General features: G+C 67.0%; 14 protein-coding genes and 2 pseudogenes. 8 read left to right on the top strand and 8 right to left on the bottom strand.

Features of this window, described 5'->3' with window-relative positions; genetic code table 11:
- Positions 1 to 310: 310 nt before the first annotated feature.
- Positions 311 to 742: a hypothetical protein gene (locus tag ACIGXJ_RS20030; RefSeq protein WP_399646945.1), complete on the bottom strand. Its 432-nt coding sequence runs from the start codon at positions 740 to 742 to the stop codon at positions 311 to 313.
- Between the two features lie 305 nt (positions 743 to 1,047).
- Between ACIGXJ_RS20030 and ACIGXJ_RS20025 the strand changes: the two genes are divergently transcribed.
- From ACIGXJ_RS20025 to ACIGXJ_RS20005, 5 genes are all read left to right on the top strand, one after another.
- Positions 1,048 to 3,564, top strand: a complete 2,517-nt coding sequence (locus tag ACIGXJ_RS20025) for a Helicase associated domain protein (RefSeq protein ID WP_399646943.1) — start codon at positions 1,048 to 1,050, stop codon at positions 3,562 to 3,564.
- A 777-nt stretch (positions 3,565 to 4,341) separates the two neighbouring features.
- Positions 4,342 to 4,719: a hypothetical protein gene (locus ACIGXJ_RS20020; protein ID WP_399646940.1), complete on the top strand. Its 378-nt coding sequence runs from the start codon at positions 4,342 to 4,344 to the stop codon at positions 4,717 to 4,719.
- A 182-nt stretch (positions 4,720 to 4,901) separates the two neighbouring features.
- The gene (locus ACIGXJ_RS20015; RefSeq protein WP_399646938.1) at positions 4,902 to 5,897 is read left to right on the top strand and encodes an abortive infection family protein; all 996 of its coding nucleotides are present in this window, start codon (positions 4,902 to 4,904) and stop codon (positions 5,895 to 5,897) included.
- Positions 5,898 to 6,145: 248 nt separating this feature from the next.
- Positions 6,146 to 6,334, top strand: a complete 189-nt coding sequence (locus tag ACIGXJ_RS20010) for a hypothetical protein (protein ID WP_399646935.1) — start codon at positions 6,146 to 6,148, stop codon at positions 6,332 to 6,334.
- A 540-nt stretch (positions 6,335 to 6,874) separates the two neighbouring features.
- Positions 6,875 to 7,063 carry a hypothetical protein gene (locus ACIGXJ_RS20005; RefSeq protein ID WP_399646996.1) on the top strand — a complete coding sequence of 63 codons (189 nt, stop codon included), beginning with the start codon at positions 6,875 to 6,877 and terminating at the stop codon, positions 7,061 to 7,063.
- 49 nt (positions 7,064 to 7,112) lie between these two features.
- Here ACIGXJ_RS20005 and ACIGXJ_RS20000 read toward each other — a convergent pair.
- The 3 genes and pseudogenes from ACIGXJ_RS20000 to ACIGXJ_RS19990 all read right to left on the bottom strand — a co-directional run.
- Positions 7,113 to 7,577: pseudogene (locus tag ACIGXJ_RS20000) on the bottom strand (DUF4238 domain-containing protein); the annotation flags it as partial.
- 24 nt (positions 7,578 to 7,601) lie between these two features.
- Complete coding sequence (locus ACIGXJ_RS19995; RefSeq protein WP_356705185.1) at positions 7,602 to 8,105, bottom strand: Pycsar system effector family protein; 504 nt, start codon at positions 8,103 to 8,105, stop codon at positions 7,602 to 7,604.
- On the bottom strand, positions 8,102 to 8,815 hold the full coding sequence (locus ACIGXJ_RS19990) for an adenylate/guanylate cyclase domain-containing protein (RefSeq protein WP_399646931.1): 714 nt from the start codon (positions 8,813 to 8,815) through the stop codon (positions 8,102 to 8,104). The genes ACIGXJ_RS19995 and ACIGXJ_RS19990 overlap by 4 nt, the downstream gene beginning before the upstream one ends.
- Positions 8,816 to 8,924: 109 nt before the next feature.
- On the opposite strand from ACIGXJ_RS19990, the gene ACIGXJ_RS19985 reads away from it, so the two are divergent.
- The 3 genes from ACIGXJ_RS19985 to ACIGXJ_RS19975 all read left to right on the top strand — a co-directional run bounded on the left by ACIGXJ_RS19985 (position 8,925) and on the right by ACIGXJ_RS19975 (position 11,023).
- Positions 8,925 to 9,659: an adenylate/guanylate cyclase domain-containing protein gene (locus tag ACIGXJ_RS19985; protein ID WP_399646929.1), complete on the top strand. Its 735-nt coding sequence runs from the start codon at positions 8,925 to 8,927 to the stop codon at positions 9,657 to 9,659.
- Between the two features lie 254 nt (positions 9,660 to 9,913).
- Positions 9,914 to 10,501 (top strand): hypothetical protein, encoded by a 588-nt coding sequence (locus tag ACIGXJ_RS19980; RefSeq protein WP_399646926.1) that lies wholly within the window; start codon positions 9,914 to 9,916, stop codon positions 10,499 to 10,501.
- 21 nt (positions 10,502 to 10,522) lie between these two features.
- Entirely contained in the window at positions 10,523 to 11,023 is a 501-nt protein-coding gene (locus ACIGXJ_RS19975) for a hypothetical protein (RefSeq protein ID WP_399646989.1), read from the top strand.
- Positions 11,024 to 11,088: 65 nt separating this feature from the next.
- Here the strand turns inward: ACIGXJ_RS19975 and ACIGXJ_RS19970 are convergent.
- From ACIGXJ_RS19970 to ACIGXJ_RS19955, 4 genes and pseudogenes are all read right to left on the bottom strand, one after another.
- Positions 11,089 to 11,408, bottom strand: a pseudogene (locus tag ACIGXJ_RS19970) (transposase); the annotation flags it as partial.
- A 155-nt stretch (positions 11,409 to 11,563) separates the two neighbouring features.
- Complete coding sequence (locus ACIGXJ_RS19965; RefSeq protein ID WP_399646924.1) at positions 11,564 to 12,205, bottom strand: hypothetical protein; 642 nt, start codon at positions 12,203 to 12,205, stop codon at positions 11,564 to 11,566.
- The gene (locus tag ACIGXJ_RS19960; RefSeq protein ID WP_399646986.1) at positions 12,202 to 12,771 is read right to left on the bottom strand and encodes an RNA polymerase sigma factor; all 570 of its coding nucleotides are present in this window, start codon (positions 12,769 to 12,771) and stop codon (positions 12,202 to 12,204) included. Before ACIGXJ_RS19960 ends, ACIGXJ_RS19965 begins: the two co-directional genes overlap by 4 nt.
- 252 nt (positions 12,772 to 13,023) lie before the next feature.
- Positions 13,024 to 13,992, bottom strand: a complete 969-nt coding sequence (locus tag ACIGXJ_RS19955) for an SGNH/GDSL hydrolase family protein (protein WP_399646922.1) — start codon at positions 13,990 to 13,992, stop codon at positions 13,024 to 13,026.
- Between the last annotated feature and the right edge of the window lie 462 nt (positions 13,993 to 14,454).

Here is a 14,454-nt window from a genome sequence, read left to right as displayed (position 1 = left end):
GGAGCGGGTACCACATCGCTGCGCGATGTGCAAGCGAACACCCGTGCTGCGCACGGGTGTTGCGCTCCCGCGGAGCGGGAGCGCCAGCGGGTGGCTGCGCCACCCGCTCAACCGTGATGCTGTGCATCACGGTTGACGGTCCGTTCGCTGCGCTACCGGACCGGGCGGGACTCCGTCCCGCTACCAGGCTTTCGCTTCCAGCCTGGGCCGGCGGGTCCGCTGCGCTCCCCCGCCTGACGGTCCTTCCGGCTGCGCCTCCAGGACCGCAAGGCCCGCTCACGCGGGCCAGGCTGGCTATGAGGGGGTCGGTTCAGTCTTGCTCGCGTTGGTTTGGTGACGTCCAGGGCTTCGGGAGAGGCGGTGGCCCCTCCAAGGCGTTGCGGAATTTCTCCTTCATGCTTTTCGGTGGTGCTTCCTTCTCTTCCTGCGAGTGCATGAGTCGGGCCGTGGTCACCCGTATGTGACACTCACGGTGCCGCTGCCTCACAAGCACCACCCACGCGCCGTCTTGAGCAAGGAATGCATGCCGGGCCGGCTCGTCTCCCGGCCGCGCATGCCGGGCCAGTACCCCCGGCATGTAGTTCAGGGCCGCGTCCTCGGCCGCCGCCACCGCTTCCGCCTCGTCCTGGCCGATGTGATAGGTGCCCACCAGCATCCACCGATGCAGCTTCAGCTCCACACCGTCGGGTCGCTCCGTCGTTCGGGTGTCCTCCTCGACGAGGACATACCACTCGGCAGTCACAGCCGGCGCCTACCTGTCTTCCGAGGCCCGCGGGCCCAGACGGCAAAATGGCCCTCGCGCCCTGAAGCTATCATGCTGCTTGTCCTCTTCGATTGCTGTGCTTCATTCTTTGACGGCGATAGACTCTGGACTGGTGAGACACCACCCTTGGAGACATCTGGAGCTGCGATCGTCGTCAGCCGTCGAATCTGTGTCTCTCGACGGTCCGTGGTCCCTCGCTGTCACGGTGAGGCCAATCGCCAACAAGGACATGTCACTTCGCGAGATCGCACCGCACTCCGACAGACAGCAGAAAGCCGGCCGATATGGCAGTGAAGGAACTTCGCCCCCACCAGCGAGAAGCCGTAGACGCGGTGCTGCGGGCTCTTGAATTGCCTGCAAGATCGACTGTGCCAGAGCGGGGGCTGCGGACGCAGGTGGTCATGGCGACCGGATCGGGCAAGACCCTCATCGCCGCGCGCAGCGCCGAGGAGTTGCAGGCGGGTCGGGTGCTCGTGCTCGTGCCCTCGCTGGACCTGCTCGCCCAGACCGAGGCGGCCTGGCGCGAGGGCGGCCGTAGCGGGCCGATGATCGGGGTCTCGTCCCTTCGGGGGCCGGAGGCGTCCTTCCCGAACACCACAGATGTGGACGAGCTGGTCGCCTGGGTGCGGCCCTTCGACAAGGTCACCGTGTTCGCCACGTACGCCTCCCTCGGGCTCGGCACGCTGGAACGCGCGCACGCCGCCGGCCTTCCGGGGTGGTCGCTGATCGTCGTGGACGAGGCGCACAGGGTTTCGGGCCGGATCGGCAGGCCGTGGGCGGTCGTCCATGACAACACCCGTATCCCGTCCTTGCGGCGGCTGTACATGACCGCCACGCCCCGGCTGTGGCAGCCGGACGACGATTCCGAGGCCGGGCCGGGCGTGCCGGGCGAACTGGTCGCGTCGATGGATGACGACCCGGCTTCGCCGTTCGGCACCAGGTGTTTCACCCTGACGCTCTCGGACGCCGTTGACAGGGGTATCTGTGCCCCCTACCAGGTGGTGTGCGTAGACATCACCGACACCCATCTCCAAGCCGCGCAGCTCCTGGGCGAGGACGCACGGTCCGAGCAGGTGCGCGGAGCCCGGCTCGCCGCGCTCCAGACCACGCTGGTGAAGGCCTCAGCCGAGGAAGGCTTCCGCAGGACGCTCGTCTTCCACCACGTCGTCAGGGAAGCCGAGGCCTTCGCCGCCGGTCTACCCGACGTCGCCGAGCGGCTGCACGCCGCGGACCCCGCGCTGTACCCGCGCACCATCTGGGCCAACTGGCTCTGCGGCGACCACAAGCCCCTCCACCGTCGCCGCGTCGTGGACCAGTTCTCCCAGGGGATCACTGCTGACGGCACCGTCGTAGAGAAGACGTTCCTCGGCTCCGTTCGCGTCCTCGGCGAAGGCGTCGACACCCGCGAATGCGACTCCGTCTACTTCGCCGACGTCCGCGGCTCCATGCCCGACCTCGTCCAAGCCGTCGGCCGCGCCCTACGCATCCGCCCCGGTGAGGGCAAGGTCGCCTCACTCGTCGTGCCGGTCCTGCTCGGACCCGGCGAGACAGTGGACAACATGCTTACCAGCAGGGCGTTCGCTGGCCTGGCCAGGCTCTTGGAAGCTCTCCGCGCGCACGACGCCCGCGTCGTGGAGGCACTGGCCGAGCCCCAAGCGCCAAGCCGCGTCAGAGGCGTGCAGAGCCGCTCCTGGGGCGAGGAAAGCGAGGCTGCCGAGGGCGACCGAAGCAACCGGCTGTCGGCGCCGGCCCGAGAGCTACTGAAGTTCAGCACACCTCGTGACCCTGCACAGCTGGCAGCCTTCATCAACCTGCGCGTCCTCAACCCCGAACACACCCACTGGCGACGCGGCATCGAAGCCGCCACCTTCTACCAACGGCTCCACGGGAACCTGAAGGTGCCCTTCACGTACCGCGTACCCGGCCGCGACGACCAGGAGGCGGAAGCCGAAGAGTGGCCGGCCACGCTCGCCGGGTTCCCCCTTGGGCAATGGATCGCCGACGCCCGCCGCGTCTACGCCCGCGGAGACATGGACACCGACCGCACCCGGCAGCTGGAGAAGCTCGGCATGATCTGGTCGCACTACGACGTCGCATGGGAAGAAGGCCTCGCCGCAGCCCGCGGCTGGGCCGCCGAGAACGGGCACCTCGCAGCACCCACCGACGCCACCTACAAGGGATACCGGGTGGGGCTATATCTGAAGAACGCACGGGCCGCGGCCCGGCGAGCGGCAGTCGACGAGCAGCAGCATGCGGAGGGACTTCCCGTCGTGGCAGTGGGGGTGCTGTCCGAGGAGCGGCGCGAGCAGCTGGACGACATCGACCCTGCCTGGTGCCCGGCATGGCCCATCGACTGGCAACGCTGCTTCCACCTCACCCGGCAGCACCTGGAAGCTGGCGGCCAGCTGCCCACGTCGCCGGGCATGGTCGTGCACCAAGGCGAAGACCTCGGACGGTGGGTACGCGCACAGCGGCTCAGCTGGGAACGGCTGACCACCGTGCAGCAGTGGCTGTGCGAACACATCATCGGAATCACACCCGCCACCCAGGACGAAAAGCCCAAGCCACGGCGCAGCCAGGCCGACAAATGGGCGCTCCACCTCGCCGCCGCCACGCAGTACTACGAGCGCGAGGGGCATCTGCGGGTGCCGAGGAAACACATCGAGACCATCGTCGACGAAGGCCAAGAGGAGCGGCAGCTCCGGCTCGGTGCATGGATCGGGAACCAGCGGAGCAGGGCCGCAACCCTCTCCGCGGAGCGGATCGAGCAGCTCTCCGCCATCGGCATGCGGTGGACCTAGTGAGCAGGACCGGTCCCGGGTCCCCTTAGAAGCGTACGCACTGCGTTCCTAAAGCATTCTTTTTGCGCACCGAACGCGTACGGGCGTCCAGCCTCGCGTTGTTCCCACCCCTGAGACCCGAGCCGGTGATGCTGGGGGTATCGCAGCGCACTGTGCAACGTGGTGGGTGTCCGGTATACGGGCACACGGTAGCCCTGATCGTGCAGCCACTCACGCCATCGGCATGCGATGGGCCTGACCAGCCAATCCTGGCCGGTCAGACGCAGCGGCCCGCACCACACCGTGCAGCGACCGCACCGCAAACGGTCATAAAGCGTACGGGATACGTACAAATGGTGGCCCGAGGCTACGTACCGATAAACCGTGGGCTCTATATGCAGGATCCGCCTCGTCTTCCCCCACCGCTGCCTGAACGCTTCACTCACTTGCAACGCAAGCCGGCCTCCTCCCGCCAGCATCGCTCGCTGCTCTAATGTGACGCCCATGATTGCGAAGGCCGGGGTGTCGGCACCGCGCTCGTGCGGAAATTCGCCCGCCGACGCCCGGGCGGCGCACTTGGACAGCCTGTGCTCTACCCGGATCCGCAAGAATCCGGGTACGAAAGACGCATGGCCTTCTTCGCCTCCTGCGGCATGCAGAAGACGGACTCCCCCGGACTGATCGGCGCCCGGTTGGCCTGCCTCTTGTCCGACTGATGCGTCCGCCGCGCATTGAAGGACGAGATAGGCACCCATCGACCAGCGCTGAGTGGAGCACTTCTTCGTAGGCGGGGGCGGAGTGTTCCAGCACGAGATCGCGCGGCACCTCGCCGTCTCCGCGCGCCGGCCCATCGACGAACTCACCGAGCTGCAGATCACGCTCCTTTGGGCATGGCGCCACACCGAATCCGAAGATTGTCAGACCTGGATCAACCAACGCTTCGACCAGGAGTGGGACCCGCTTGCCCTCCTCTCCGTACTCCTCCCGCCCGACCGGGCACCGTTCCCCGTCATCGACCACGACACCCTGCAAAGTCTTGACGCGCTCATCGGCCTCGAGGCGCTATACAGCCGACTCGGGCCACTCCTCGACGCCCCCGACCCCCAGAACGAACACCGGGCGCGCATCCTCCAAGCACTCCGGCGACACCGCGGCAACCCTCCAGGCAGCGACTGACCACCCCTGCCCCATCCCTCCGACAAGACGGAGCAGCAAACCGTGACAGACACCGCCCCCAACACCAAACTGATCAGCCCAGACCAGCCCACCCCCCCCACTGATCAGAAAAACCGCCCCTAGACAGCAGCTTTCTGCCATCGGCATGCGCTGGACGTAGACATTGGAGGGACGATATTCCCGTGATCAATACTCTGGTGCAGGAACCGTTGCCGCGAGCCGAGTGGCTCCAGGAGGAGTCGTGGCAGGCAATTGTCGATCACTATGGGCGTCTTGGTTCCGCCGTCGCGGCGAACGATCGTCCCCTAGTCGTAGGTTCGGCGAAGGAGCTTGTCGAGTGTGTCGCGCGCGTCGTTCTCATCGCGCACGGACGTGTGACAGGCGATAAGGACGAATACGACAAGGTCCTCGGTCACGCGCACACCGTTGTCGAACACGCCGCTGACCACGGTCTGCCGGCGAACGACCCGCTACGACAGATCCCGAACGCGGCGAAGAAGATGGCATCGCAGCTTCGTGAACTGCGCAACCGCTTCGGGACCGGGCACGGCCGTCCTGTTGTCCATGAGATCACTGCCGAGGTAGTCGAGGCGTGCGTGCACGGTGCCCTGGTCTGGGTGCGGTGGGCGCTAGCCAGACTTCAGACCGTGCCCCTGGGCGCTGTTGAACCTCTGGTCCATGACCTACGCGGGGGCCTCTTCTCCGGAGGCGACCTGGCTGCTCGACTGGCCGCTGCAAACATCCCCGAACTTGAGGCACCGGAGCAACGGCGCCTCGGAGTGGCCGTGGGTCAGCGATCGGCCCGAGAGACATTCAACGTACGTATTGAGGGCATCCGTGCGTGCGCGGACAACCTGGAGCGCTGGCCAGACGCGTACCGTCAAGGCGTTGTGGAGGGCCTGTTCCTCAACGAGGACGGCCAGGTGGCAGCGCGTCCCCGCATCAGTCCGGATTGCGCTGCCGATGTACTGCAGCACCATCCATCGCCTGAACGGGTACTTGCCGACCTGCGAGACGTCCTCAGCGCGGCCTCTTGGTCCGTGCTCTTCCAACAGGAGCACGCAGCAGTCATCACCGCCATGCGTGAGGAACTCCCGCGTCTACCGGGCTTGGCACAACAGTCGTGGACCGACATCATCAACGACCTGGAGGCTCGTGCGCCCTTCGGGCCCAGATGACGCTGTAGAGGCCAGCTCATCCGGGTGAACCCGGCTCCAGCCGGAGTGCTCCACCCAGCTCCGCCGGTTCAAAAGGGTGGTTCGTCGGTGTATCCGCCTGTGGACGGGGTGGACGGAGGCGGGGTTGTGGCCCACGGGTCATCCTGCTTCGGCTGCGAGGGACTACTGCCCCAGCCTCCGGTCGATGCAGGTGGAGTACTGCCCCACCCCCCGGATGACCGCGGCGGCGGAACAGCTGACGGGCCGGAGTGCTGCTCGGGCTGCACCTCGTCGATGTCGTCGTAGAGGAGCTGGCGCAGGTGCTGCCGGCAGGTGGTGGGATCGCCGTCATCGTTCCAGTCGCCGCTCTCCTGCCATCGCCTGCGGTCCGGGTCCTGGTTGCCGATCTCGCACAGGGCACGCAGGACTGCGTCGACCCGTTCCCATCGGGCGACTGATTCCCCGCGCAGGAGTCGGCGGATCGTCTCCCGGCTGACGGGAAAGGCGTCGGTCATGGACCGAGTGGCTGCTGCCACGCGGGCGAGTGTGGGACGGCCGGCCTCGGTGTAGTGGAAGAACAGCTCTGCCACGAACGCTCGCCTGGTTCCAGGGGGCAACTTGTCGGGACCGGGCATGCGCATCATCTGAGGCATCCGCCAACTCTGGCAGGTCCAGGCCTCCTTCAACCCGCAAAAACCCATATTGGCCAGGCATGACACCCCATGTAGACACAGGGTAGCCCGTGTTGAGGTCATGAAGACCTGCAGTAACTCGCGTCGAGGTCGTTTCAACCCGGATTAACTGGTTTTGACAAGTAGCTGTTTTCGCTGGTCAGAGCCGTTTCAAGGGTGCTTTTCTTAGGTCTCGTCCACCCCAGACGGAGCAAAAATCTCAAGGGTTGGACAGCAGCAATGGTCGTCGCCAGAAACGGCGACGGCCCCCTGGTGGGCAGGGAGCCGTCTGCAGATGACCGAACAACTCCAGCAAAGGAGAAGCTCATGTCCAAGGGCGAGAGTACGGGCAACGACGCGGTCCCGGAACCCCACGGCAGGCCCTCAATGGCACGGTGGGCGAGGCGGGTACGGCGGGCGCGCAACGAGGCCGGCCTCTACCTGCTCCGGGGCGCGGCGACCGCCGTCGGCGGTGCCATCGTGGCGTACGGCGGCGTATGGCTCCACACTCGCTGAGGCCCTCGTTCCGGGCATCAGGCCCTCCGGTTCCCGTCTCGTCTATTCGGCGCAGGGCGCCAAGACCTCGCCCTTCCAGGCCGCTGAGCTCCTGCTCGATAACTGTGGAGGGCATACCGTTGTCGTCCGTGATCGTGTAGAAGCCAGTCTCGGCAGCGACGTTCCTAACGTTGGCGAGGTGCGTCTTCGGCGGGCACCGGCGCCTCACCCTGACCATGTCGCCTCGCCCGAATCGTGCCAGGTAGCTCTGAGGCACATAGTGGTGAAGTTTCGGTGCAGACACGTCACCCAGCGTAAACGGCCTGACCTCGAACGCACACGAGGTTTCTCCGGGCTCAGCGGCTCGCTGCGTCGGTTCGATGGGCGCGGACTGATGCTGTGGAGCGGCCCGTAGACGCCCAGACGACCGCAGCGACGTGCAGCACGGGGATTTCCCGTGCAGCACGTCGGTGTACAGCGCCGGAGGGGCGCCACAGCGGTTCGCAGGGCTCGGGTGCCGGCCGCCGGGCTTCATCACACCAGCCCCAGTTTCGGTACGTCAGGAGAAGAGGCCAGCGACGAACACGGTAACCGCTCCCAGTCCGAAACAGATGAAGGACCACTGCACATGGCGGTGCTTGCGCCAGGCGATGTGGCTCATGTTGATCAACTGCTGGCTGAGCACAGGGAGTACGTCGGTCTGGAGCAAGGCCGTGGTCAGCTCACCGGCTTCGCGGTGTCGGAGGTGGCCGAAGTAGATGAAGTGGTTGGGGGCTTCTGCCACAAGGTCCTTAGAAGAGCGGAGCCGGGGGACAACGACCAGGGTTGCGAAGAGTCCGCCGATCAGGATGAGGATCGTGCCAGCCCAGAGGGGGGCACGGACTCCCCAACCGTGCAGGTGGGCGAACATGTGATCGTCTGTGGACAGCGCGATGATGCCGGCCGTGGCGGCCGATTCGAGGGTGAGCGCGAATGAGGCTTTAGCGTCGACCCGGGCCGTCCACTCCCCCAGGGCGGTGTGGATCTGCCAAGCGGTCTCCGTTGCTTGTTGAGGCGTACTCATACGCTCCACCAGTAGTTGGAGCGGTAGATCGTCATGTGCTCACCACCGACGTCAGCGCCCCGGGCCTCCCACATGTTCTTGCCCTTAGACAACTTGGTCTCCTCGCTGAGCCGCTTGTAAACAGCGGCGGTGATGTACGTCCGGTACTGGACCGTCTCCCGGATGTCGCTGAGCTTGGCGGCCACGTTCGGAGCACGGCCGATGGAGACGAGGTCGCTGCTGTCGCGAACGCCGGCGCGGGCGATGAACGCTTCCCCGGATGCGATGCCGACGCACATCCGAGCTTCGAAGCCGTCGCGCTCCAGGTGCGGCAGTTTGGAGTACAAGCCGGGCTGCACAATCTTCTGCATCGCATAGTTGATCTGCAACGCTGCCTTCGCAGCGTTCGAGTTCTTCGAGCCGCCGATGAAGATTCCCATGACGCGGTCGCCGTCGTAGCTGCGAATCTCTCCCCCGCGCCGCTTGATGATCGTGGAAGCTGTCCGAAGAGAAGCTCTGATCACTTTTCCTGCCGTCTCCGGACGGAACTCCCGCGCCAGCTTCGTCGACCCCAAAAGGTCCGCGTAGAGGTACACCGCGTCCAGCTTGACCGCGTCGTTGGAGTACAGCTTGACGTCGTCCGTGGCTGGAACGACATAGCCGTTACGGGTGGTCCACGGCGTACCTACCAGTTTGTCTACATCTGACCGAAGATCATCGCCCAGTGCCATAAGCCCCTCCCACACCTGTGCCCATACCGGCATGGAACGTAGCAGCCCCCACTGACAACGGAAGGTCTCTCCCATTGCTGCTAGTTCCGGGATCAAGGCATCCTGCTCGGTGAGCGCCTTGGAGGAACTTGTGGGCCTGAAGAGCACGATCGAGGAGAAGCTCACCGAACTGGTGGGTCACGAGTGGCAGATCCGAAACGGACTCACCGTCCCGAGGACCGACGACATCGTCCTTCGGGACGGCGCAGTCCAGCTCGATGCCGTCTACCTGTACACCGACATGATGGGTTCGACAAGACTGGTGTCCGAGTTCGCTCCGGGGACCGCAGCCAAGGTGACCCGGGCCTTCATCAACACTGCTTGTCGCGTCATCCGAAACCGAGATGGGCACATCCGCAGCTTCGACGGCGACCGCGTCATGGGCATCTTCGTTGGCGCAGACAAGGAAGGCCGTGCTGTCCGGACGGCACTGGAGATCACCTACGCTACGGACAAACTCGTGTGGCCAGCGCTCGAACGACGTCTCCCGTCACTCACACGGCAGGGCTTCAAGCTCAGGCACGTGTCCGGCGTTGCGGCCGGTCCAGTCTTCATGGCCCGTACCGGCATCTACGACCACGCCGACTTGATCTCCATCGGCTCCGCCGCGAACGTCGCAGCGAAACTCAGCGACATCCGGGAAGACCCTCAATACCGCAGCTACATCACTAGATCCCTCTACGACGCAATACCGGAGCACTGTGCCGTTACGGATGGGAAGGTCATGTGGCAGGCACACCGCGTCCCTGTGAACGGGGAGCAACTGGCCGTCTGCCGGTCGAACTGGGAGTGGCCTGTCACATAGGTCAGGCGTGCCGCCGGACTAGTCCCAGCGGTTCCAGGCGCAATCGTTCCAAGGCCGGTGTTGGTCTGGATTGGCGTCAGCGTTCGGAGGGCCTTGCATCCGCTCCATCTGGGGGGCAACAGATCACGGCGTTCCCCTGCCGACCGGACCCGCCCTCGGCATCCTCGACTAGACCCGAGCAGCGTCAACCTGCCGCCGGGTGACCAAGCCGTCCAGTCGCGCTTCTGGTGATTCGGCGTGGAAGGCATCAGGTCATGACATGGTCCTTGCCGGAGCCGATGCTGACCGTGGCCGTGGACAGCCCGGCCCTGCCCACCGGGTGGGCGGCCGAGCCCAAGTGGGACGGCTACCGTGCCCAGCTCGCCGTGCACGCTGACCGACGGGTGCTCCTGCGCTCCAGGCAGGGGACGGACATGACGGCCTCGTTCCCCGAGATCCGCACGGCGGCCCTCGCACAGCTGCCGGCGGACACGGGCCTGGACGGCGAGCTGGTGGTGTGGGAACAGGGTGGGCTCGCGTTCGAGCGGCTGCAGCAGCGCCTCGCCCGGCGCGGGACCGGTGCGGCCGAGGCGGCACGTCAGTGGCCGGCGCACTACGTGGTGTTCGACCTGGTGCACGCAGGCGGGGAACTGACCGGTTGGCCGTACGAGCAGCGGCGCGCGGCCTTGGAGGCGCTGTTCGCCGACCAGCGCCTGGAGGCACCGCTGACGTTGTGCCCGTCGACGACCGACCCGGCTGTGGCGCGAGGGTGGCTGGAGTGGACGGCGGCCGGGCTGGAGGGGCTGTGCTTCAAGCGGCTGGATGAGCCCTACCTCAGAGGCGCTCGGTTGTGGCGGAAGTAGGTCAGCGAGACGAGCGAGGCGATCGTCGGCGCGGTCACCGGCGCGCTCGCCGCTCCGCGGCTCGGCAGGTACGACGACGAAGGCCGCTTTCAGTACGTCGGCCGCACCACCACCCTCGCCCAGGCGGCAGGTGCGGCGGTCACCGACCTGCTCGCTGCGGGGCGGCGCGGTCATCCGTGGACAGGCTGGTCGTTCTCCGCCAGGTGGGGCAGCCGGGAAGAGCTGAACGTCACCCTGGTGGAACCCGAGCTGGTGGTGGAAGTCGGCTTCGACGTCGCCCGCGACGCCTGCGGCCGGTGGCGACACCCCGCACGCTGGCACCGCGTCCGCCCCGGCCTCTCCCCCGCCGACGTCCCCCCTGACGTCACCGCCGCACTGACGGCAGCCGGGCACGGAGGTCCTGCCGACGCGCACCACGAAGAACGCCGCCCCGATTCCCGGCTGTGCCCGCGCCGCCCATCCCGCCCTCCCTCATTCTTAGGAGCAGCTCCGCCAAGGACAGCCAGGCGATGGCCGCGGTGATCAGCCAGACCTGGCGGACGGCCGACTCGGAGTCGGCGGTGGCGGCCACCACGGCGCACAGGACCGATGAGCATGTCGCGGTCACCCGCGCGCCAGCAGCCCATGTCGATGAGGTCCTCGACCACACCGCGGACTTGGACCGCGGTGACCTCGGCGACGTCGTCGGCCCGGTCCCAGCCGCAACGCGTCCAGGATCGGGCACCACGAGGTACGGCCCGACTCCATCGCAGCAACGAACGAGCACGGCCAGCCGGGCACGAACTGGTCCGACGAGCGTCCGCTGCGGCCGTCAACGTGACAGAACAGGCGCCTCCGGGCTGGTCGGCGCGTCCGGACGGAGCCAGTGGGTACCGTCCACCGCCAGGACCAGGCGTCCGTCAGAGGCCTCAAGGCTGTCAGCCACCGGCGACCATAACGAACAAGTTAGGGGGCCGACCTCACCCAGCCGTGTGCCTCACTGTGTGGCACGACAGCCAGAAAGCCCGTACCGGCGACGTCAACCACCTCGGTAAGCGATACACCCGGAGCGGCTTGGCAGCATCAGTGCTCGAAGGCGAGGCGGAACAGCATCTCCGCCTTCTTGGTGGCGTGGTCGGTGCCGCCGCAGGCCGGGACGACGCCGTGGTCGGCCGTGACGAGGTAGGACCGACCGACCTCGAACGTCCATGCATCCGCGTTGCCGTGGTCGCTGATGAGCCGGGCAGACGTCGCTTTGCCGCCGCGGAACCAGTGGTCGATGCGGAAAGCGACGCCGTCGCCGTTGTGGGAGGTGACCGTGCCCTTGAAGGCGGTGGGGTACTTGCGCAGTGTCTCGACGGTGGGTTCCGCGCACTGCGCGGCGGGTGCGTCGGTGTCCACCGCCTCGGGCGTCAAGGTCACAGAGGAGCTGATCCGTGCCTGCTGGTGCTGTGGAGCGCTGTCCGCCGTGACCTGCCAGGCGACAGCGGCGCCCGCGACGAGTACAGCTGCGGCTGCAGCAAGTCCCAGGTGGCGACGGCCTCCTCCCCCGACGGTGGTCCGGGCGGGAGGGTTGGCGCTGCCACGGGCGGGTTCCGCGGTCCTGGGTGTGGTGTCGGTGGTCACGGCGGCCTCCACAAGGCGGTCGATGTCGGGGGGCGGAGCTGATGAGGTCAGTGCCGGGTCCGCGGCCCTCAGCCGTGCCAGCAGTACGTCGTCGTTCACCCTTCGCTCCTTCCTTCACCGCTGTCATGTCCGGTCCCGGGCCTGTTCTTTCGTTCGAGCTGCGTGGCGAGTCTGCGTTTGGCCCGGTGCAGCCGGATGCTCACCGCGTTGGGGGTCAGGCCGGTAGCCTCCGCTATCTGGCGCGGCGCCAGCCCTTCCCAGGCCCACAGGAGCACGATTTCGCGGTCCAGTTCGCGAAGCGCGCCGAGTGCGTCGTGCAGGTCGGTGTGGTCGGCGCCCGCTGCAGGGAGCGGTCGCTGCGAGAGGGTCAACCGCTGCATCAGCCGTCGTCGTCGTCCGTCCGCCCGGCGGGCATTCGCCAAGCAGCCTCTCGCCACCCCGTAACACCAGGGCAGTACGGCGTCCGGATCGACCTCGGAGGCCGTGGCGAGGGTTGGCAGGTCGTCGATGCGACGCCAGAGCACCAGGAGCGTCTCCGACAGGAGATCTTCGACGGCGTCTGCGTCCGCTCGTCTCGACAGAAACCTGTGCAGCGGCTCCGCCACCGCGTGCACCAGTGCTTCGAAGCGCGCCCGCGGCTCCCCGGACGTCTGTTGTTCCGTCATGGATTCCACGCCTCGCTCTGTCCGGCACCGGCTGGTTTCTTTCAGCACATGTTCCTGCTTCGGGGCTCGTGCCGTTGAGCCCGGATGTGCAGCCAGTCCAGCGGAGCGGGCTGCGGCGCCGGCCGATCCCAGAGCGCTTTCTTCGGCCAGCTGGGGAGCTAGCTTCAGGAGCCTGCCGGGTGTGCGGAGCCTCCGGCTGAGGCCGGAGGCTCACTTCAGGGTCGTCGGCGGGGGCGCCGTGGATGGGGCGGCTCAGCTGATGGCGTTCAGCATCGCTTCTTCGACGTGGTCGGCGGCGTTGCGGTGGCCGAGGGCGTTGGGGTGGACGAAGGACAGCTGGTCGGGGAGGGTGACGAAGCCTTCGACCCACTTGGAGTCGTCGCAGACACTGTGGCCGTGGGAGGAGGCGTAGAGGCCGACGAAGCTGGCGGCGTCCTGGGTACCGGTGGAGTCGTCGATGGCCTTGTTGAGAGGTTCCAGGACGTCCTCGCGCAGCCACTCCAGGTCGCCCTGGGTGATGGTGCCGAACTGCGTCAGGTCCCCGAAGCTGCAGTTGGAGGTGTCGTTGGGGACGAGGGTGGGGTAGCCGACGGCCAGGATCTTGGCGTGCGGGGCGCGCTCATGGAGCACTTCGAGCATCCGGTCGTAGTCCTGACGCACCTTCTTCAGCCGGGCGGGGATGCCGGCGCCCAACGCGTCCTTGCACGGGGTGCCCTTGCCGCCGCTCTCGCCGCCCAGCTGCGGGCACTTCATGAGGAGGTCGACGAAGCCCAGGGTGTTGCCACCCGCGCCGACCGTGATGACGTCGGTGTCAGGGCCCACGGCCTCGGACTGCGGAGGTACCGCGGGGAAGGGGTAGTCGGGGTCCTCGGAGATGGGCGGCATGTGCCGGCCCATCGGCTCCTGGGGGGTGTCGGTGACGTGGTCGATGGTGGCGGCGCCGCAGCTGACGTTGGTCAGCTCGAACAGGCCGCCGAGGTCGCGGTCGATGACCTGGGGGTAGGACCGGTCGGTGCGCTCGCAGCCGTCGCGCGGGACTTCGAAGGGGTTGCCGGCGGCCCGGATGACTCCGGCGGTGTAGGAGTCGCCCAGGGCCACCCACTGCTTCTCCTCCGCCGCGCCGGCGGACGGGGCCGCGGCGAACTGTGCCGGCACCAGGGCGCCGGCAGCGAGAGCAGCAGCCGAGCACAGCAGGCCGAGACGAGTACGGATACGTGCCACGAATCCTCCAGGGGTGCGAAGTTGGCGTGACCTCGACCCTAGAAAGACAGTTACCCAGAGCACTAGATCCAATACGGACGGTCACTTTCGGATGTCGGGAGGGCAGCCATATGGGTGACCCCGATCGGTGTGTTGACCACTCACCCTGCCCCGGCGATCACGCCGAAGCCGCAGCTGCGCATACGCGGAACGGTTCCTGACCAACTGCAGGCCCCCGGCCGGAGCCCAGCCTTCCGATTAGCTGTCCTGTTCTCGTCATCCAATCCACCCCGAGCCCGACGGAGCCCAGCAGCCGAGGCGACTGACGGGTGACCGGGATGCGCCCCCAGCCGGTCCGGTGCTGCCGGACGCCGTCGTAAGAGGGATCGCGCAGAGGCCGCCTACTCCTCCCCGAGAGGTGGGCGCACTTGGGGCAGGCGAGGGGGATATATGGACGGACCCTGTGGACCTGGCTCCACTGCA

The sequence above is a fragment of the Streptomyces sp. NPDC053367 genome, assembly GCF_044545925.1.
GTDB lineage: Bacteria > Actinomycetota > Actinomycetes > Streptomycetales > Streptomycetaceae > Streptomyces.
The sequence above is the reverse complement of the archived record's forward strand: the minus strand, read 5'-3'. Positions and strand labels throughout refer to the sequence as shown.

What these genes read in the sequence shown, in the direction of transcription:
- ACIGXJ_RS20025 (WP_399646943.1), top strand. Translation starts at nt 1,048, where the DNA reads ATGGCAGTGAAGGAACTTCGCCCCCACCAGCGAGAAGCCGTAGACGCG.
- ACIGXJ_RS20005 (WP_399646996.1), top strand. Translation starts at nt 6,875, where the DNA reads ATGTCCAAGGGCGAGAGTACGGGCAACGACGCGGTCCCGGAACCCCAC.
- ACIGXJ_RS19995 (WP_356705185.1), bottom strand. Translation starts at nt 8,105, where the DNA reads ATGAGTACGCCTCAACAAGCAACGGAGACCGCTTGGCAGATCCACACC.
- ACIGXJ_RS19990 (WP_399646931.1), bottom strand. Translation starts at nt 8,815, where the DNA reads ATGGCACTGGGCGATGATCTTCGGTCAGATGTAGACAAACTGGTAGGT.
- ACIGXJ_RS19980 (WP_399646926.1), top strand. Translation starts at nt 9,914, where the DNA reads ATGACATGGTCCTTGCCGGAGCCGATGCTGACCGTGGCCGTGGACAGC.
- ACIGXJ_RS19960 (WP_399646986.1), bottom strand. Translation starts at nt 12,771, where the DNA reads ATGACGGAACAACAGACGTCCGGGGAGCCGCGGGCGCGCTTCGAAGCA.